This window comes from Abyssibius alkaniclasticus, from assembly GCF_020447305.1.
Lineage (GTDB): Bacteria > Pseudomonadota > Alphaproteobacteria > Rhodobacterales > Rhodobacteraceae > Abyssibius > Abyssibius alkaniclasticus.
This window is the reverse complement of the sequence record NZ_CP095732.1, coordinates 2,924,148-2,943,162: the sequence shown is the minus strand read 5'-3', so window position 1 is coordinate 2,943,162 and position 19,015 is coordinate 2,924,148. Positions and strand designations below refer to the sequence as shown.

General features: G+C 61.1%; 17 protein-coding genes and 1 tRNA gene. 12 read left to right on the top strand and 6 right to left on the bottom strand.

Going from position 1 to position 19,015, the window contains the following annotated elements; translation table 11 throughout:
- Positions 1-28: 28 nt before the first annotated feature.
- The 4 genes from LGT41_RS14645 to LGT41_RS14630 all read left to right on the top strand — a co-directional run bounded on the left by LGT41_RS14645 (position 29) and on the right by LGT41_RS14630 (position 4,445).
- A complete protein-coding gene (locus tag LGT41_RS14645) occupies positions 29-2,857 on the top strand; it encodes a helicase-related protein (RefSeq protein ID WP_274127658.1) in 2,829 nt (942 codons plus the stop codon).
- On the top strand, positions 2,854-3,243 hold the full coding sequence (locus LGT41_RS14640; RefSeq protein WP_420720218.1) for an RNA-binding S4 domain-containing protein: 390 nt from the start codon (positions 2,854-2,856) through the stop codon (positions 3,241-3,243). Before LGT41_RS14645 ends, LGT41_RS14640 begins: the two co-directional genes overlap by 4 nt.
- Before the next feature lie 61 nt (positions 3,244-3,304).
- The gene (gene fdxA / locus LGT41_RS14635) at positions 3,305-3,643 is read left to right on the top strand and encodes a ferredoxin FdxA (RefSeq protein WP_274127656.1); all 339 of its coding nucleotides are present in this window, start codon (positions 3,305-3,307) and stop codon (positions 3,641-3,643) included.
- A gap of 289 nt (positions 3,644-3,932) precedes the next feature.
- The gene (locus tag LGT41_RS14630; protein WP_274127655.1) at positions 3,933-4,445 is read left to right on the top strand and encodes a CarD family transcriptional regulator; all 513 of its coding nucleotides are present in this window, start codon (positions 3,933-3,935) and stop codon (positions 4,443-4,445) included.
- A 63-nt stretch (positions 4,446-4,508) separates the two neighbouring features.
- Here the strand turns inward: LGT41_RS14630 and LGT41_RS14625 are convergent, their stop codons facing one another.
- Positions 4,509-5,258, bottom strand: coding sequence for an adenosylcobinamide-GDP ribazoletransferase (locus LGT41_RS14625; RefSeq protein ID WP_274127654.1), 750 nt, complete (start codon positions 5,256-5,258; stop codon positions 4,509-4,511).
- Between the two features lie 80 nt (positions 5,259-5,338).
- Between LGT41_RS14625 and cobT the strand changes: the two genes are divergently transcribed.
- Positions 5,339-6,367 carry a nicotinate-nucleotide--dimethylbenzimidazole phosphoribosyltransferase gene (gene cobT, locus LGT41_RS14620; RefSeq protein WP_274127653.1) on the top strand — a complete coding sequence of 343 codons (1,029 nt, stop codon included), beginning with the start codon at positions 5,339-5,341 and terminating at the stop codon, positions 6,365-6,367.
- Positions 6,368-6,595: 228 nt separating this feature from the next.
- Here cobT and LGT41_RS14615 read toward each other — a convergent pair.
- A tRNA-Cys gene (locus LGT41_RS14615) sits at positions 6,596-6,669 on the bottom strand.
- 143 nt (positions 6,670-6,812) lie between these two features.
- On the opposite strand from LGT41_RS14615, the gene LGT41_RS14610 reads away from it, so the two are divergent.
- The 7 genes from LGT41_RS14610 (at position 6,813) to oppF (ending at position 14,710) form a co-directional block, all read left to right on the top strand.
- Positions 6,813-7,466: a protein-L-isoaspartate O-methyltransferase family protein gene (locus LGT41_RS14610; RefSeq protein ID WP_274127652.1), complete on the top strand. Its 654-nt coding sequence runs from the start codon at positions 6,813-6,815 to the stop codon at positions 7,464-7,466.
- Positions 7,467-7,530: 64 nt separating this feature from the next.
- A complete protein-coding gene (locus LGT41_RS14605; protein WP_274127651.1) occupies positions 7,531-8,898 on the top strand; it encodes a TolC family outer membrane protein in 1,368 nt (455 codons plus the stop codon).
- 304 nt (positions 8,899-9,202) lie between these two features.
- Positions 9,203-10,831: a peptide ABC transporter substrate-binding protein gene (locus LGT41_RS14600; protein WP_274127650.1), complete on the top strand. Its 1,629-nt coding sequence runs from the start codon at positions 9,203-9,205 to the stop codon at positions 10,829-10,831.
- Between the two features lie 67 nt (positions 10,832-10,898).
- On the top strand, positions 10,899-11,822 hold the full coding sequence (oppB, locus tag LGT41_RS14595) for an oligopeptide ABC transporter permease OppB (RefSeq protein WP_274127649.1): 924 nt from the start codon (positions 10,899-10,901) through the stop codon (positions 11,820-11,822).
- Positions 11,823-11,831: 9 nt separating this feature from the next.
- Positions 11,832-12,749, top strand: a complete 918-nt coding sequence (locus LGT41_RS14590) for an ABC transporter permease subunit (protein ID WP_274127648.1) — start codon at positions 11,832-11,834, stop codon at positions 12,747-12,749.
- A 9-nt stretch (positions 12,750-12,758) separates the two neighbouring features.
- On the top strand, positions 12,759-13,724 hold the full coding sequence (locus tag LGT41_RS14585; protein WP_274127647.1) for an oligopeptide/dipeptide ABC transporter ATP-binding protein: 966 nt from the start codon (positions 12,759-12,761) through the stop codon (positions 13,722-13,724).
- Entirely contained in the window at positions 13,721-14,710 is a 990-nt protein-coding gene (gene oppF, locus LGT41_RS14580) for a murein tripeptide/oligopeptide ABC transporter ATP binding protein OppF (protein WP_274127646.1), read from the top strand. The genes LGT41_RS14585 and oppF overlap by 4 nt, the downstream gene beginning before the upstream one ends.
- Before the next feature lie 164 nt (positions 14,711-14,874).
- Here the strand turns inward: oppF and LGT41_RS14575 are convergent, their stop codons facing one another.
- The 4 genes from LGT41_RS14575 to LGT41_RS14560 all read right to left on the bottom strand — a co-directional run bounded on the left by LGT41_RS14575 (position 14,875) and on the right by LGT41_RS14560 (position 18,925).
- Positions 14,875-15,741, bottom strand: coding sequence for a glucosamine kinase nucleotide-binding domain-containing protein (locus tag LGT41_RS14575; protein WP_274127645.1), 867 nt, complete (start codon positions 15,739-15,741; stop codon positions 14,875-14,877).
- Between the two features lie 131 nt (positions 15,742-15,872).
- Positions 15,873-17,420: an ABC transporter substrate-binding protein gene (locus LGT41_RS14570; RefSeq protein WP_274127644.1), complete on the bottom strand. Its 1,548-nt coding sequence runs from the start codon at positions 17,418-17,420 to the stop codon at positions 15,873-15,875.
- 149 nt (positions 17,421-17,569) lie between these two features.
- Entirely contained in the window at positions 17,570-18,472 is a 903-nt protein-coding gene (locus tag LGT41_RS14565; protein ID WP_274127643.1) for a c-type cytochrome, read from the bottom strand.
- A gap of 6 nt (positions 18,473-18,478) precedes the next feature.
- Positions 18,479-18,925 (bottom strand): c-type cytochrome, encoded by a 447-nt coding sequence (locus tag LGT41_RS14560; RefSeq protein WP_274127642.1) that lies wholly within the window; start codon positions 18,923-18,925, stop codon positions 18,479-18,481.
- Between the last annotated feature and the right edge of the window lie 90 nt (positions 18,926-19,015).

Here is a 19,015-nt window from a genome sequence, read left to right as displayed (position 1 = left end):
GCTGCCTTATGACAACCGAGCCATTCCCATGCCCTCAGACATCATTGCCGTTCTTGGCCCCACCAATACGGGCAAAACGCATTATGCCATAGACCGGATGCTGGGCTATCGCAGCGGGGTGATCGGCCTGCCGCTGCGGTTGCTGGCGCGCGAGGTTTATGACAAGCTGGTCGCGCTGCGCGGCCCCAGCGTGGTGGCGCTTGTCACCGGTGAAGAACGCATCGTGCCGCCGCGCGCGCAATATTGGGTATGCACGGTCGAGGCGATGCCTGCCGGCATTGGCCCCGAATTTCTGGCCGTTGACGAAATCCAGCTTTGCGCCGACCCCGAGCGCGGCCATGTGTTTACCGACCGTTTGTTGCACGCGCGCGGACGCGTTGAAACGCTGTTCATGGGGTCGGACACGATGCGCGGGCGCATTGCCAACCTCATTCCCGAAGCCCGCTTTGTGCATCGCGAACGGTTTTCGGCGCTTAGCTATACCGGCGTAAAGAAAGTCAGCCGAATGCCGCCGCGCGCCGCGATTGTCGCCTTTTCGGTGGACGAGGTTTACGGGCTGGCCGAGCTTTTGCGCCGCCAGAAGGGTGGCGCTGCGGTGGTGATGGGTGCTCTCAGCCCCCGCACACGCAACGCGCAGGTGGACCTGTATCAGAACGGCGATGTCGATTATCTGGTTGCCACCGATGCGATTGGCATGGGGCTGAACCTTGATGTCAGCCATGTTGCCTTTGCGGGCACGTCCAAATTCGATGGCCGCCGCCATCGTTACCTTCGCGCCGATGAGCTGGCGCAGATTGCCGGGCGGGCAGGGCGGTTTACCACGCCGGGCAGTTTCGGGGTTACGGGGGCGGCCAATGCGCTGGAGCCTGACGAGGTCGCGGCGATTGAAAACCACCAGTTTGCCCCGCTGCGCAAGCTTGAATGGCGCAATTCGGTGCTTGAATATGGCTCGATCGCGCGGCTGATTGCCTCGCTCGAACTTAACCCGACCCATCAGGACCTTGTGCGCGCCCGCGATGCCGATGACCTGATCGCGCTCAGAACCCTTGCCGCCAACCCCCATGTTGCGGGCCGCGCCCAGGGGGCGCCGCGCGTCAAACTGCTCTGGGATATCTGCCAGGTGCCGGATTTTCGGAAGGTTTCCGCCGGTGAACACGCCAACCTGCTGGCCCGGCTTTATGACTATTTGACAGATACAGGCCGAATCCCCGATGATTTCATGGCCCGACATGTGGCAATGGTGGACCGCATCGAAGGAAATATCGACGCGCTTTCAAAAAGACTCGCCTTTATCCGCACCTGGACCTACGTTGCCCAGCGTCCAGACTGGCTTGACGATGCCGCCCATTGGCGCGATGAAACCCGCGCGGTCGAGGACCGATTGTCAGACGCGCTGCATATGCGGCTGACGCAACAATTTGTCGACCGGCGCACTTCTGTGCTGACGCGCCGGTTGAAACTAAAGGAGGCCCTTGTGGCGGAACTGAATACTAAAGGCGAAGTAACTGTCGAGGGTGAATTCATCGGACGGTTGGACGGGTTCCGGTTCCAGCAGGACCCTTCGGCCAGTGGCGAGGCCGCGCGCACCCTGCGTGCCGCCGCATTGGCCGCACTCGCGCCCGCGTTTTCACTGCGGGCCGATACGTTTTACAACGCGCCCGATACCGAGATCGATTTCACCGAACAGGGTGGGTTGATGTGGGGCGAACATGCGGTTGGCAAGCTGACCAAGGGCGCCGATGCGCTTTCACCCGGTATTGAAGTTTTTGTCGATGAGGATGCCGGCCCCGAGATTGCCGAAAAGGTTCGCCGCCGTCTGGGCCATTGGCTGGACCGCCGGATATCGGCACTGTTCGAGCCGCTGATCGGGTTGAAGAATGATGAAAGCCTGACGGGGCTGGCGCGCGGTGTGGCCTTTCGTTTGGTTGAAAGCCTTGGCGTGCTGCCGCGCCACGAGGTTGCCAGCGATGTGAAATCGCTTGAGCAAGACGCGCGCGGCGCGCTGCGCAAGCATGGCATCCGCTTTGGCCAGTTTACCCTGTTCATGCCGCTGATGCTGAAACCCGCGCCAACGCGGCTGCGCCTGCTGCTTTGGGCGCTGAACAATGACCTGGCCGATTTTCCGCCCGCCCCGCCGCCGGGCCTAGTGACCATTCCGGCGCTTGAAGGTGTCGATGCCAGCTATTACCCGCAATCGGGCTATCGGCTGTGCGGCGCGCGCGCCATCCGCATTGATATGCTGGAGCGGCTGGCCGATATGCTGCGCAGCGCCGATACGCGCGGCGGGTTTGAAAACACCGCCGATATGCTGTCGATCACCGGGCTGACGCTGGAGCAGTTTGCAGCCCTCATGCAGGGCATGGGCTATAGCGCCGAGCGCGGCGAGCGCCCCAAACCTGTGCGTGTGGCCGAAGGTGACGGCGCTGAAGCGCCCAAGCCCGATGAAGCCGAAGCAACACCCGCGCCGGATGCCGCACTTGAAGATGCGCCCGCCGCAGAAGAAGCCGCCCCCGAGGTTGAGCCGGATGCCGCCCCCGAAACCGCCCCCGAAACCGCGCCTGAAACCGCGCCGGAACTGGAGGTTTTCTACACCTTCCGCTGGGCGCCGCCGCGCCGCACCAACCCGGCCAATGAAAACCGTGGCAAGCCGGCGGGCGAGGGGCGCAAGAAGCGTGCCGATGGCCAAGCGGGTGGCAAGCCGCAGGGCAAAGCGCCGCGCGGCAAGGGCAAGCCGGCGGGCAAGGCTGGCAAGCCGGGCGACAAACCCGGTGGCAAACCTGCCCCGCGCCCTGAACGCAAGGTCGACCCCGACAACCCATTTGCAATGGCCCTTGCCGGCTTCAAGCCAAAAAGCTGATCTTGGCCGACACGCTGCGACTGGATAAATGGCTTTGGCAGGCACGGTTTTTCAAAACCCGCACGCTGGCGGCCAAGTTTGTTGCCAGCGGTGGCGTGCGGCTGAACACCAACCGCGTCGACAAGCCGGCCGCCACGGTCAAACCGGGCGATGGGCTGGCCTTTGCACTGGGCCAGCAAGTGCGGGTGGTGCGCATTGTGGCGCTGGGCACACGGCGCGGCCCCGCCCCCGAGGCGCAGGCGCTGTATGACGACCTTACACCAGAGGCACCGACGCCCGCAAAACGGGTGGGCGCGCGGCCAACAAAGAAACAACGGCGTGATATGGAAATTTTTCGGGATGCTGTGGCACTTAGTGGCCTTGAATTCGACCCGAGTGCCGACTAAAACCCTAGCGCGCGTAAGGTGTGACAGGCTTTACAAATAAACACTGTAGATAGGGAAACCCATGACCTATATTGTCAACGATGCCTGTATATCGTGCAAATACACCGATTGCGTTGAAGTCTGCCCGGTAGATTGTTTCTACGAGGGTGAAAACATGCTGGTGATTCACCCCGATGAATGTATCGACTGTGGTGTATGCGAGCCTGAATGCCCCGCCGATGCGATCCGCCCCGATACCGAGCCGGACGCCGAGAAATGGGTCGAGTTCAACCGCAAATACGCCGAGCTTTGGCCGGTGATCATTACCCGCAAAGACCCGCCCCCCGATGCCAAAGAGCATGAGGGCGAGGCCGGCAAGCTTGAGAAATACTTCTCGGAAAGCCCCGGAACCGGCGGCTAGGCGATTCGCAGCTGTGGCAGGAATGGGCGCATTTTTGCCGTAAATTGCGCCAAAACAGGGGTTTGCGCGGCGAAATGCCGCCAGACCCCGCAAGCGCCGTGCTTTTTTCACACTCAATTATGTGATATGATCATTTTGTAAATTGTCGGCAAGTATCGCCATGACACGGTGTTATGGATCAGCCCTGCCAGCCCAGAAAATTGGAAATCCGCGCGCTGTAAATCCAGTCGAGGATGCTCCTTTCTGCGCTTTCAGGGGCAATACGCAGTCGGCAGGAAATGGAGCCAATATGAGCAAGTCCAAGAACAACGCAGATTTCAGCCCGAATGAATTTGTCGTCTATCCCAGCCACGGCGTTGGGAAAATCATCTCTGTGGAAACGCAAGAAGTTGCGGGCCTGTCGTTGGAAATGTTCGTGATCTCATTTGAAAAAGACAAGATGACCTTGCGCGTGCCAACCGCCAAGGCAACCGCTGTTGGAATGCGAGCCTTGTCGAGCAATGACATTGTCAGCAAGGCGATGGACACGCTCAAGGGCCGTGCGCGTGTGAAACGCGCCATGTGGTCGCGCCGGGCACAGGAATATGAACAGAAGATCAACTCGGGTGATCTGATCTCGATCGCCGAAGTGGTGCGCGATTTGCACCGCAACGATGACCAGCGCGAGCAATCCTATTCCGAACGTCAGCTTTACGAGGCGGCTTTGGAGCGTCTGACCCGCGAAGTTGCCGCTGTGAAAGGCCTGTGTGAGGATTCAGCGCAGCGCCATGTGGGCGATGTTCTTGAAAGCCGCGCCGCCTAAGGCCGGCCAGCCGACACAAGAAACGCGCGTCCCTCGGGGCGCGCGTTTTGCTTTGCGGGGTGCCTAGTAAAGCAAGGCGACCGCTGCCATCAGGCCAATCGCCTCGGCGCTTTGCTGGGTGGCGCCCAGCACATCGCCGGTTTGGCCGCCGATCTTGGCTTTTGCCAGCATCATCAGCCCAAGCGCGGGCAGGGCCATGATGCCCACCAAAAGCGCGCCGGAAATGCCTGTCATGGCAATGGCGCCGACAAGGCCAATGGCCAGCCCCAGCCCGGCGCTTGCGGCAGACGGTTTGCCAAAACCCGCCGAAGCCCCATCGCTGCGGGCATTGGGCAGGGCAAACATCAGCCCGCCCATCAGCGCGCGCGACATGCCGCCAACCGCCGCCAGTTGCAGCACGAAATTCCAGCCGCCAAAGCTGACAACACCGGTAATGCGCAGATAGATCACGATCATCAGCGCCAGCGCCCCATAGGTGCCGATGGAACTGTCGCGCATGATTGCCAGAATGCCGGCCTTGTCCTTGCCGCCGCCAAACCCGTCGGCGCAATCGGCCAGCCCGTCTTCGTGCAAGGCGCCGGTGATCAGCACCAGATAGCCGATGGTCAGCGCCCCAACCCCAAGGCGCGGCACGCCGATCCAGGCCAGAAACCAGGCCAGCAGGCCCGCACTGGCGCCAAGCACCATGCCGACAATCGGAAAGGCCCAGACGCTGCTGGCGCTGGGGGCTTTTTCGCCATCGGGCAGGGGCAGGCGGGTCAGGAAGCGAAACGCAGCACTTATATCGGCTGGCGAAGGGCGTTGGTCGGTCATGGCACTTTGTCTTCCGTTTTCAGGCTAAACTTTGTTCGGGTAATCCATTAGGTATTGGCCAACAGTATAAGGCAGGACCAATGCAAACAACGATATTTTCATCTCTTCAGCAATTTCGCGCCGCATTGGCGCAGCAACCCGGGCCGGATGCCGCCGCCAGCCAGGGCGCGGCAGACCGCAATGGCCAGCTTACCAAACCGCCCGGCGCGCTGGGGCGGCTTGAAGACATTGCCATTTGGTATGCTGGCTGGCGCGGCGAGGTGGCCCCACGCATCACGGCCCCGCACGCCGTTGTTTTTGCTGGCAATCACGGTGTAGTGGCGCAAGGCGTTTCGGCCTTTCCTGCCGAGGTGACGGCGCAGATGGTTGCGAATTTCGAACATGGCGGTGCGGCGATCAACCAGCTTTGCGAAAGTTTCGGCACGGTGCTGGATGTTGTCGCGCTGGACCTTGAAACACCGACCGAAGATTTTACCATTGCCCCGGCAATGGATGAGGCGGCGGTATGTGCGGCGCTGTCGGCTGGCTGGAATGCGGTCGACCCCAAGGCCGATTTGTTCCTGACCGGCGAAATGGGCATTGGCAACACCACCAGCGCGGCGGCGATATTTGCAGCCCTGTTCGGTGGCGGCGCTGCGGCCTGGGTCGGGCGCGGCACCGGGGTGGATGATGACGGGCTTGGCCGCAAGGCCGATGCCGTGGCCCGTGGCCTGGACCTGCACGCATACCATCTGGATGACCCGCTGATGGTTCTGGCCTGCCTTGGCGGGCGCGAACTTGCAGCAATGGCCGGGGCCATTGCGCGGGCGCGCAGCTTGCGCATACCGGTGATACTGGATGGCTTCATCTGCTGCGCCGCCGCGGCCGTGCTGGCCAAGGCGCAGCCCGGCGCGCTTGACCATTGCATCGCCGGGCATGTCTCGGCGGAATCGGCGCATGGCCCGGCGCTGAAACATTTGGGCCTGACGCCGCTAATGTCGCTCGACATGCGGTTGGGCGAAGGCTCGGGCGCGGCGCTTGCCGTTGGCATTCTGAAGGCCGCGCTTGCCTGTCATAGCGGCATGGCAACCTTTGCCGAGGCGGGCGTTTCGGCAGGCAGCGGCGCATGACTGAGACCCGGTCGTCGCGCAGTGCGTGACGATCGGTCGGGCGATGCGCGCAAGTTGGCGTGCGCAAAGCGGCGAAGGTCAAGCGCTGCGGTCAGCCAAAACCAAGGCCGCGCGCTTGTGGCCGTGTATATTGCTTGCAGGCGGCCGCCGGGAGGCAGGCAAAGCCCTGGCCCGGATTTGCGCACCGGCACAGGCTGTCGCCCCGATAAACCGAATTCATGGCGGATATGGAGGCGTCATCCGGAATCGAACCGGAGTTCACGGATTTGCAATCCGTTGCATCACCACTCTGCCATGACGCCCTGCGCGCCTTCAACCATAAGGCGGTGGAATCGTCAAGCTGTCTCATCGGGGGCAATTGACGCCGGTGCGGCAATTCCAGGCGTTGCCCCTGCTGCACGAATCTGGCATTAGTTCAACCTGTTCTATCACAAGGAATCTTCACATGACGGATTTTGTCGCAGCCCGCAAAGCTATGGTCGATTGTCAGGTGCGCCCCTCCGATGTGACAAGCTATCCGATCATTGCCGCCATGCTGGCCGTGCCGCGTGAAGAATTCGTGCCGCGCGGCGCGCGCGAAACCGCCTATCTGGGCGAGCATATCACGCTGGCGCCGGGCCGGGCTCTGCTGGATGCGCGCAGCTTTGGCAAAATGCTTGAAGCCCTGAACATCCAGCCCAGCGAAATGGTTCTGGATATTGGCTGCGGCTATGGCTATTCCACGGCGGTTCTGGCGCATATCGCCGAGTTTGTGGTTGGTGTCGAGGCCGATGAGACGATGGCCGCCGAGGCTGAGACCAATTTGGCCGCACAATCGATTGACAACGCCGTGATCGTTGGCGGTGCCTTGGCCGAAGGGGCGCCAGCACATGCCCCATATGATGTGATCGTGTTGCAGGGCGCGTTCGAAACCATGCCACCGGCGCTGCTTGATCAGCTCAAACCCGGAGGGCGGATTGCGGCAATCCGGGCCGAAGGGGCCTATGGCACCTGTCAGCTTGGCCTGAAAACGTCTGCCGGGGTGAGCTGGCGGCGCGCATTTGATGCGGCAGCGCCGGTTCTGCCAGGATTTGCGGCAGTTCCGGCATTTGTTTTCTAGACCAGCGGGTTGAAACGCGTAAATGTCGCGCCTAACTCGACATCATATTCCCAAGGAGCGGCACATGAAGCGAAAATTCTGGCAAAGGCTGGCAAGCACAAGCGCAGTCTTGGCGCTGGTTGGCAATCTGGCCCAGGCCGACAGTCTGGCCGATGCGCTGCGCCTGGCTTATGAAACCAATCCCAGCCTTTCGGCCACACGCGCCGCGCTGCGTGCGGTGGATGAAAACGTTGCCCTGGCCCGCGCGGCGATGCGCCCGCAATTCAGCCTTTCGGGCACCGCGAATTTTGCACAAAGCCCGGCCTTTGACAGCACGGTGACCGATACCTATTCGGCGGCGCTCAATGCCTCGCTGACGCTTTATGATGGCGGGCAGTCGCGCATTGCGATCGAGGCGGCCAAACAGGCCGTGCTGGCCAACCGCGCCGGGTTGCGCAGCACCGAACAGCAGATCATGCTTGCTGCGATCATTGCCTATGTCGATGTGCAGCGCGATGCGGCTGCCGTGCAACTGGCGCGCAACAACTTGCGCTTGCTGGAAGAACAGGTGCAGGCCACGCGCGACCGGTTCAATGTTGGCGCGGTCACCCGCACCGATGTAAGCCTTGCCGAAGCGCGCGCTGCCGGTGCGCAGGCCAATCTGGCCGCCGCGCAGGGGATGCTGGCCGCCTCGAACGAGAATTACCGTGCGGTTATCGGCGTGGCCCCCAACAACCTTGCGCCGCGTCCGCCATTGCCCCCCTTGCCCGCCTCGCTGGAGGCGGCTGAGGCCGCGGCACAGGCCAACCATCCCAGCATTCTTGCCGCGCTCTATGGCGAGCGCGCCGCCGTGCTGGACATGCAGCGCGCCCGCGCCGCGCGTGGCGTAAGCGTGGATGCGCGCGCCAGCGTCGGGGTTTCCACGGGCAGTTCGGGCTCGTCGAACTCGGTTACGATCACCGGCGCGATTCCGCTTTATACCGGCGGCTCGCTGGTGGCGCTGGTGCGCCAGGCCGGCAGCGTGCTGGAGCGCCGCATGGCCGAAACCCAGGATGCCCGCCGTTCCGTCAGCCAGAACACCGCCGTGGCCTGGGCCAATCTGCGCGTGGCCCGTGCCGCGATCGAGGCGAACCGTTTGCAGGTTGCCGCCGCCCAGCTTGCCTATGAAGGCACGGTTGAAGAGGCGCGGCTTGGTGCGCGCACAACGCTGGATGTGCTGAATGCCGAGCAGGAAAAGCTGAACGCACAAAACAGCCTGAACTCTGCGCAGCGCGATGCCTATGTGGCCGGTTATAACCTGCTGGCCTCGATCGGTGCGCTTACCGCCGATCAGCTGAATATCGGCATTACACCCTATGACCCGGAGCAGCATTACAACCAGGTGCGCAATGCCCCGGCCACCGATCTGGGGGCCAGCCGCACGGTTGATGCAATTGCCGACCGCTGGCGCTAGGCCAGCAGCCGAATCAGGTTATATATAAGCTCTGCGCAATTTGCCGATGCATTTCGTCATATCGACGAATGGGCTGCGCAGGGCGACGAAGCGCCCGTCACTAAATTGCGCCGAAACCATAGAAAAATCCCGCATATTTCACGCCGCGCTGCGCTTGCAAAGTGACGCTTGGTTATGCCCGCTATTGTCGTTGATTGTTGGGCGCGGCTATGTCAGCCTTCGGCATTGCCCGCAGTAATCGGTGACACAAAACGCCGAAAAGCGGGCCTTGCGGCGTTGAGTCGTGATAACAGAGGAGAGATCTATGACCCTTAGCTTCAAATCCCTAACAGCCATGCTGGCCGCCACAACCATGTTGGCCGGCCCGGTTCTGGCTGCTGGCACACATCCGGAAACCGGTGAGCCGCTGTCAGACAACCAGACCTTCACCTATCGGATACTGGACGAGTTCAGCGCGGTCGATCCGGGCATTGCCGAGGATGTATCCGGTGCTGAAGTCATTCGTGACCTGTTCGAAGGCCTGATGAACCAGGATGAAAACGGCAATCTGGTGCCCGGCGTTGCCACTGGCTACACCACCAATGACGCGAAGAACGTCTACACCTTCACGCTGCGCCCCGAAGCCATGTGGTCCAACGGCACACCCGTTACCGCAAACGACTTCGTTTATGCCTGGCGCCGTGCAGCCGACCCGGCAACCGCCTCGCCCTATGCGTGGTATATCGAGCTGATGTCGATTGAAAACGCTGCGGCGGTCATTGCCGGTGAAATGCCGACCGATGCGCTGGGCGTGACCGCGATTGACGATTATACGCTTGAAGTGCGCCTGTCCGGCTCTTTGCCCTATTTCCCGCTGATGACCACGCATACCACAACCTTCCCCGTGCCGCAGGCCGTGGTTGAGGAATTTGGCGCCGACTGGACGAAGCCGGAAAACATCGTTTCCAACGGTGCCTATGTTCTGACCGAGCATATCCCGCAGGAGCGTTCGGTGCGCGAGCGCAACCCGATGTATTGGAACAATGACGCGACGATCATCGAAAAAGTCGTGGCGCTGGTCATCAATGATGATGATACCGCGCTGACCCGCTGGAAAGCCGGCGAGCTTGACCGGACCGAAATTCCGACAGGCCAGTATCCGAGCCTGAACGAGGAATATCCCGGCGAGGCTTTGGCCTTCCCGCGCCTGTGCAACTATTACTACACCTTCAACCTGTCGGAAGACGGGCCGGAAGCCTTCAAGGATGTGCGTGTGCGTCAGGCGCTGTCCTATGCGGTTGACCGTTCGATCATCACCGATCAGGTGTTGCAGGGTGGTCAGGTTGCGGCCTTTACCTTTACACCGGGCGCAACCGCCAACTTCTCTGTGCCGGATGTGGCCTTTGGCCAGATGACCCAGGCCGAGCGGAATGCCGCAGCCGTTGAACTGCTGGCCGAAGCCGGTTACGGCCCGGACAACCCGCTTGCCTTCGAGCTGGTTTACAACACCTCCGAAGCCCATGCCCAGATCGCGACCGTTGTGGCGCAGATGTGGAAGCAGACGCTTGGCGTTGAAGTGACCCAGAACAACATGGAATGGCAGGTCTTCCTGGAAGAGCGTGGCAGCCAGCGTTTCGAAATGGCGCGCGGTGCCTGGTGTGGCGACTATAACGAAGCCTCGACCTTCCTCGATCTGCTGAACTCCTCGTCGGGCTATAATGACGGGAAATACAGCAACCCCGAGGTTGATGCGCTTCTGGCCGCCGCAAAAACGATGGATGATCCTTCGGCGAACTACACCCAGATCGAAGAGATCCTGGCCAACGATATGCCGGTTATCCCGGTTTACCACTATTCGGGCAACATGATGCTGAACGACGAGATCCGCAATTGGCCGATCAACAATGTCGAGCAGAACTGGTACTCGCGCAACCTTTACCGGGTTGACAACTAAGACCTGTTAGGTCGTCAGACACCGCGCCCCGGCTTGGGCGCGGTGTCGCATTTGCGGGTGGCAAACCATGATCAAGTTTATCTTGCGACGCATTGCCGTTGCGATCCCCACATTGTTCGTTCTCAGCGTCGTGACTTTCTTTCTGATGCACGCAGCACCGGGCGGCCCGTTCAATTCCGAACGCCCCCTGCCAGCATCGGTGATGGCGAATATCAACGCAAAATACGGGTTGGACCAGCCGCTTTGGCACCAGTTGTTCACCTATCTGAAGGGCGTTGTGACCGAATTTGACTTCGGCCCCTCGTATAAATTCAAGGACCGCACGGTGAATGACATCATCGCGCAGGGCTTTCCGGTCACGCTCACCTACGGGTTCTGGGCCTTTCTGGTTGCCACAACCGTTGGCATATCGCTTGGTGTTGCCGCCGCTGTGCGCCACAATACCGTGCTGGATTACTTTGCGGTTGGCATTTCCATCGGCGCGCAGGTGCTGCCGAATTTCGTTATGGCCCCGCTGCTGGTCTGGCTGTTCACGCTTGGCCTTGGCTGGCTGCCCGGCGGGGGCTGGGATGGCGGTGGCTTCAAGAACCTTGTGATGCCGGTGATCGCGCTTTCCACCAGCTACATGGCCTCGATCGCGCGGCTTACGCGCAGCTCCATGCTGGAAGTGCTGAACTCCAACTTCATCCGCACGGCGCGCGCCAAGGGCTTGCCGAACCGCAAGATCATCTTTTCGCACGCGCTCAAACCCGCGCTTTTGCCGGTTGTCAGCTATCTGGGTCCGGCCTTTGTGGGCATGGTCACTGGTTCGGTGGTGATAGATACCTTCTTCTCCACCGGCGGTATCGGGCAGGCTTTTGTGAACTCGGCCTTCTCGCGCGACTATTCGGTGATGATGGGCATAACAATTCTGGTGGGCACGCTGACCATCGCCTTCAACATGCTCGTCGATATCCTTTATGCGTGGATCGACCCCAAAGTGCGGCTATGAGGTGAAACCATGCTGATTACTGACCAGATTGTTGGCAAAGACCTGGGCGAGGTTGAAATCGCCGGCCGCTCGCTGTGGAAAGACGCGCGCCAGCGTTACATGCGCAACAAGGCGGCGGTGTTCTTTACCGTGGTGCTGATACTGATTGCGCTGTTCACCGTGCTGGGCCCGCTGATCGCGGTGACAGACTATGAAACGATCGATTTTTCGATGATCGGTCAGGCCGCGGAAAAGGGGCAGCCCAGCATCGCCAACGGCCATTATTTCGGCTATGACGACGAGGGGCGCGACCTGTATTCCCGCGTGATCCAGGGCACATGGATTTCCATGCTCGTGGGTGTGGTGGGCGCGGCGGTGGCCGTGGTCATCGGCACGCTTTATGGCGCGATTGCCGGCTATTTCGGTGGCCGTGTCGACAGTATCATGATGCGTATCGTCGATATTCTCATGGCGATTCCCTTCATGTTCGTGCTGATCCTGCTGCTTGTGGCCTTCGAGCGTTCGGTGACAATGCTGTTTGTCGGCATCGGAATGCTGTCATGGCTTGGTATGGCGCGCATTGTGCGCGGGCAAACCATCAGCATCCGCAACAAGGAATTTATCGAGGCGGCACAGGTCAGCGGTGTGGGCAGTTTCACCATCATCCTGCGCCATATCGTGCCCAACCTTCTGGGCGTGGTCACGGTTTATGCAACCCTGCTGGTGCCCGAAATGATCCTGACGGAAAGCTTCATTTCCTTTGTCGGGCTTGGCGTGCAGCCCCCCGATACCAGCCTTGGCCAGCTTATCAATGTGGGCGCGGGCAATCTGCAATATGGCACGATCTGGCAGTTGCTTTTCCCGCTCGGCTTTTTCGTGGTGCTGATCTTTTCGCTGTTTTTTGTCGGTGACGGGCTGCGCGACGCGCTTGACCCGAAAGACAGGTAGGGGGCAGGAATGCTGTTGGATGTGCAGGACCTTTCGGTCGAATTTTCCACCCCTGACGGGCAGGTGCAGGCGGTCAAGAATGTCAGCTTCACGCTGGATAGGGGTGAAACGCTGGCCATTGTGGGCGAAAGCGGCTCGGGCAAAAGCCAGACAGTGTTCGCCATGATGGGGCTTTTGGCGCAGAACGGCCGCGCCACGGGTTCGGTGCTGTTTGAAGACAAGGAAATTCTGAACGCCCCGCTGAAAGAGCTGAACAAGGTGCGGGCGGCGGAAATCGCGATGATTTTCCAAGACCCGATGACCTCGCTCAACCCCTATCGGCGCATTTCCGAGCAGATGGCCGAAGTGTTGATGCTGCATAAAGGCATGGGCAAAAGCGATGCGCTCAAGGAAAGCGCGGCCATGCTGGATGCTGTGCGCATTCCCGAGGCCAAGGCCCGGCTGCGCCAGTATCCGCACGAATTTTCCGGCGGGATGCGCCAGCGCGTGATGATTGCCATGTCGCTGCTTTGCCGCCCCAAACTGCTGATCGCCGATGAGCCGACCACGGCGCTGGATGTGACCGTGCAGGCGCAGATCATGACCTTGCTGGCCGAAATTCAGGCCGAATTTGGCATGGCGATTGTGCTGATCACCCATGATCTTGGCGTGGTGGCCGGGGCCTGCCGCGACACATTGGTGCTGTATGGCGGGCAGGTGATGGAGCAGGGCGCGACCGAAACCCTTTTCGAGGCCCCGACCCACCCCTATACGATGGGCCTGCTTTCGGCCATTCCGCGGCTCGATACCGATGGCGAAGATCTGGCGACCATTCCCGGCAACCCCCCGAACATGATGAACATGCCCGAGGGTTGCCCCTTTAGCCCGCGCTGCCCGTTTGTTGTGGATAAGTGCCACCATTTGATGCCGCTACTGATGGGCGAGCGCGACCATCGGCGCGCCTGTCATCGCAAGGTCGAGGAGTTGGTTGCATGAGCGAACGCGAAAAACTGCTCTCCGTTTCAGGGCTGAAGGTGACATTTGATGTGTTCCCGCAGGGCGCGATGCCCTGGACCAAACCACGCAAGCTGAAGGCGGTCGACGGGGTCGATTTCGACCTGTTTGCTGGCGAGACTTTGGGCATTGTCGGTGAATCCGGCTGCGGCAAATCCACTTTGGCCCGCGCCGTGGCCCGCATGGTGCCGGCCAGTGCGGGCGAAGTGCTGTGGCTTGGCAAGGATTTGCTGGGCATGGGCAACCGCGAATTGAAAGATGTGCGCTCGGATGTGCAATTCATCTTTCAAGACCCGCTGGCCAGCCTCAACCCGCGCATGACCATTGGCCAGATCATCGCCGAACCGCTGAAGACCCACGCGCCGGGCATCAGCAAGGCCGATATCAAGACCCGCGTGAAGGCGATGATGGACCGTGTGGGCCTGCTGCCCAACCTCATCAACCGCTACCCGCACGAGTTTTCGGGCGGGCAGTGCCAGCGTATCGGCATTGCGCGCGCGCTGATCATCAACCCCAGGCTGATCATCTGCGATGAACCGGTTTCGGCGCTCGATGTCTCCATTCAGGCACAGGTGATCAACCTGCTGATGGAATTGCAGCGCGAACTTGGCATTGCGCTTATTTTCATTGCGCATGATCTGAGCGTGGTGAAGCATATCTCCACGCGCATCATGGTGCTGTATCTGGGGAATGTGGCCGAGGTTGCGACCTCCAAACAGCTTTATGCCGACCCGCGCCACCCCTATACGCAGGCGCTGATTTCGGCGGTGCCAATTCCCGATCCGAAAATCGAGAAGGGCAAGAAGATCATCCTGCTGGAGGGCGATTTGCCCTCGCCGCTGAACCCGCCCTCGGGCTGCGTGTTCCGCAGCCGCTGCCCGCGCGCCCAGGCACTATGCGCCGAGAAGCGCCCGGTGCTGGAGGTGCTGGAAAACGGCCATGAGGTGGCCTGCCACTTCCACGACTAGACAAGAAGTTGCGCTTGCACCTTGCCTTGGTTTGCGCCTTGCCTTGGTTTGCGCTGACGCGTTGCCTTGGTTTGCGCTTGCGCGTTGCCTTGGTTTGCGCTGACGCGCGGGGGCGGCGCGGCCAGGGCAGTGCCTGCTGGTGGCATTGTGCCCGCGCCGCGCTGCTAGGGCGCGCCAAACTGCCGATGGGCCAGCGCCACAGCGCCGCTGAGCGCGTTGCCTTTGGGGGGTTGGGCTGCGGCCTGATATTTCGGGTCGAGCAATTCCAGATAGACATGGCCAAGCCCGCCAAGCATACAAAAGGCCTTGTCGGGTGAGAAGCCAAGCGCATCGAGACTGTCTTGCACAAGATCGGCATGATGGCCCAGCACGGCGGTCGCATGGGCGTCGCCCTGCCGCCAGGCTTCGACCACGCGCGGGGCGAGTTTGCCAAAATCGCCGGGCGACCATGTTTTCGCGGTTTCCACAATCACATCCGGGCGGTTGCTGAACTCGGCCAGCAGGTCGGCGGTCAGCGGGCTATGGGGGCGCACACCGTCATGGGCCAGCACGGTGAGGTGCAGGATATCCTTGCCCAGCCGCGCGCCAGACCCGTCATCGCCCAGCAAGAAGCCCCAGCCGCCCAGCATATGCACGCCCTGCGCGTCGCGCGCTGCAAAGACCGAGCCGGTGCCAATGGCGGCGATGCAGCCTTCGACCCCGCCAATCGCGCCTTCCAGTGTGATGATCGAGTCATTCACGATTTCATTGGCCGCGAAGGGCAGGTCGGCGCCAAGCCGGGCGGCATAGTCGCCAAGATTGGAGCCTGCAAGCCCCAGCACGGCATGGCATTGCCCGAGCGCGCCTTCCGGCAGGCCGGCTGCGGCAACAGCCTCGGCACAGGCGGCAATGATATTGGCGCGGGCTTGCGTGTAATTCGTGGCGATATTGGCGGCACCACCCCGGCATTCGGCCAAAACGGCGCCATGCATATCGGCAATGGCCACGCGGCACCCGGTGCCGCCACCGTCAACTCCCAGAAGATAGCGCATAGCTGTTTTTCTTGTCCATCGGGTTTGTCATTGGGGCCATGCCGTGTTTTAGCCAATGCAGCGCGCTTGGTATAGCGCAAAAGAAAGGGGCGGCCACACCGGGCCGCCCCAATCGCACAATTCTGCGGTTATCAGACGAACCACCACCGTTCGATGCTGCGCTCGCTATCCATATCCATGTTCGAGCCAAGCTGCTCTTCATGGCCCACGGCTGTGGTCATGGCGATGACGTAGTTGGCAAACATCGGCACGACAACGCCGCCATCGGTGCTCAGAATGGTCTGAAGCTCGATATACATATCGCGGCGCTTGGCTTCATCCAGCTCGGCGCGGGCCTCGACAAGGATGCGGTCAAACGTCTCGTTCGACCAGAAACTGTCATTCCAGGCCGCGCCCGTGGCATAGGCGGTGGAGAGCATCTGGTCTTCGGTCGGCCGGCCGCCCCAATACGAGGCCGTCCAGGGCTTCACCATCCAGACGTTGGACCAATACCCGTCATTCGGCTCGCGGATGACATTGATATTGATGCCCGCAGGCGCCGCCGAATTGGCGATCAGCAGGGCGGCATCGACCGCGCCGCCAAAGGCGGCATCGGCTGCCGACAGATCAAGGTTGAGCGATTCCATGCCCGCCTGCTGCAAATACCATTTGGCCTTGTCCGGGTCATAGGTGGTTTGCGGCAGATCGGCGGCATAGTAACGCTGGCCCTTGCCGATCGGGTGGTCATTGCCAACCGAGCCATAGCCCGACAGCACCTTGTCGACCAGTTCCTGACGGTTCACGGCGTGTTTGATGGCGTTGCGCACGTTATTGTCGTTGAACGGGGCAATGCGTGTATCCATCGGGAACACGAAATGCTGGTTGCCGTCGATGGTTTGCAGCTTGATATTGGGGGCCGCGTCGAACAGCGATGCGGTTTTCACATCGACGCGGTCGATCACATCGACCTGGCCGGACAGCAGCGCGTTGGTGCGCGCGGTCGGGTCGGTGATGGAGAGCATCTCGACCGTGTCGAAATGCGCGCGGCCTTCCTTCCAGTAATTTGGGTTCTTGGTCAGCGTCAGGCGCACGCCGGGCTCGAAATTGTCGAGCATGTAGCCGCCGGTGCCATTGGCCGACTGCCAGTCGACCTTGCCATCATCGCCCGCCTTGCCGATGGCAAGGTGATAGTCGGACAGGATGAAGGGGAAGTCGGCATTGCCGCCATCAAGCGTGAAGACGATCGTATAATCGTCGGGCGTTTCCATGTTGTTGATCGAGGCGACGATGACCTTCGCTGCCGATTCACTGTCTTCACCCATATGGTGGCGCAATGATGCGATGACATCGGCTGCGGTCATGGTCGAACCATCGTGGAACTGAACGCCCTGGCGCAGTTTCAATGTCCAGACCGACGCGCCCTCGGAGCCTTCCCATTCGGTGGCCAGTTCGGGCACAAGGTTGCCATCGGCGCCGACTTCGGTGAGAAAGTTGTAAAGCGCAAAGCCCATTGCCTGCACGAAGCCGTTTTCCCAGGTTGCCGGGTCATGGCTGTCGGATGTCGAGCCGTGGCCCTTGCCAATGCGGAAATGGCCACCGGATTTTGCCTGGGCAAAGCCCGGTTTTACGCCTGCGCCCAAGATCAGCGCGCCAGCGGCGGCACCTTGCATCAGACTACGGCGGTTCAGGTTGAATGACATAGAATCCTCCTTGTTTCAATCGGCGTTACATCCCCGATTTTCTTGCGCAATTGTAGGGCGGGGCGCACAAGAGTCACCCATAAACTTCGGGGCCAATCGTCGCAATGCAGCGGCGAGATGTCGATTTTGGCGCTTTGAGCGAAAAGTGATCAGGGTGACGGGGCGTCAGTGAGCGCGGGGATGGATTTGAGATAGGCGGCAATCGCCTCGCGATCGGCGGCGGGCAGGGTGGAGAGATTGGCGATCACCTCGACCATTTCGCCGCCTGCCGTGTCAAAATCGGGCGTGAAGCCAGTTTCAAAGTAAAAGACCATCTCGGCCACGCTCCAATTGCCAACATCGCGCGCACCGGGGGTAATGTTGGGAATGCGCCCTGTGCCAGCGGGGTTTGGCGCGCCGGCCAGCCAGCGGTTGCGGTCCAGCCCGCCCATCAGGTTGCGCGGGGTGTGGCATTCGGCGCAATGGCCAAGCCCTTCCACCAGATAGCGCCCGGCTGCGGGTGCCTCGGGCATGATGGCATCATCATTCAAGAACAGCAGTTTCCACAGGCCAAGGCCGCGGCGCAGACGAAAGGGCAGGGGCAGGTCGTGCGGGGCATTCACCTGGCTTACGGCGGGTAGCGTGGCCAGATAGGCGCGCAGATCGACCACATCGGCCGGGCGCATCCGCGCATAAGAGGCATAGGGCAGAACCGGGTAATAGTGGCTGCCTTCGGGGGAAATGCCGCGCAGCAGCGCATTCGCCAGATCATAGGCCGACCAGCCGCCAATGCCGGTGTCCACGTCGGAGGATATGTTCGGCGCCACGAATGTGCCAAAGGGCGAGACGAATTCCTGCCCGCCGCCCAGCAGAAGCTTTGCCTCACCCGTGGCGCCCTTGGCCATGTGGCACGAGGCGCAGCCGGCAATGCTGAAGATGCGCGCACCGGCCTGAACATCGCCTGGCAGGTCATAAATCGGGTCCGGCGGCAGGCGGTTGGGGGCTGTCAGGTAAAAGAAGGCCGCCGCCGCCAGAACGGCGGCAACGGCGCAGAATTTGATGACTCGGCGCAAGCGGCTTTATTCGGTCGGCTGGCGATAGTTCTGGTGGCAGGTTTGGCATTGCGGACCAACCTGACCAAGCAGCGCACCCAGCGCGGCGGCATCGGCCGGCGGGTTGGCTGCGGCGGTGGTGAATGTATCAACCAGCGTTTGCAGGCGCATGTCGAAATCTTCGCGGTCTTCCCAGATTGCGGCAAGCGCCTTGGAGTTCTCGCTTACATCTGGCTCGGCGGGGAAGGCGCCCTGCGCGGTTTCAGCCGCTGCCTGCATCGTGGCCAGGGTGGTGGCAAGCGTATCGGCATCAAACGGCACTGCACCCTGGGCCATGCCGCCGACCACGCGCAAACTGCCGCCCATTGCTTTCATCGCCGCCTGGCGCTGCTCATAGGCCAGATGTCCGCCCGCAAACACCACGCCGGCAACAAGCGAGGCGGCGACGGTTGATGTAATGACTGAAAATTTCATATTTTTCTCCAAATTGGCTGCATTGCGAACAAGACTAACACTCGCAAATTGAAACACAGATCACGGATTGCAAAAACAAATTGTTTCCAC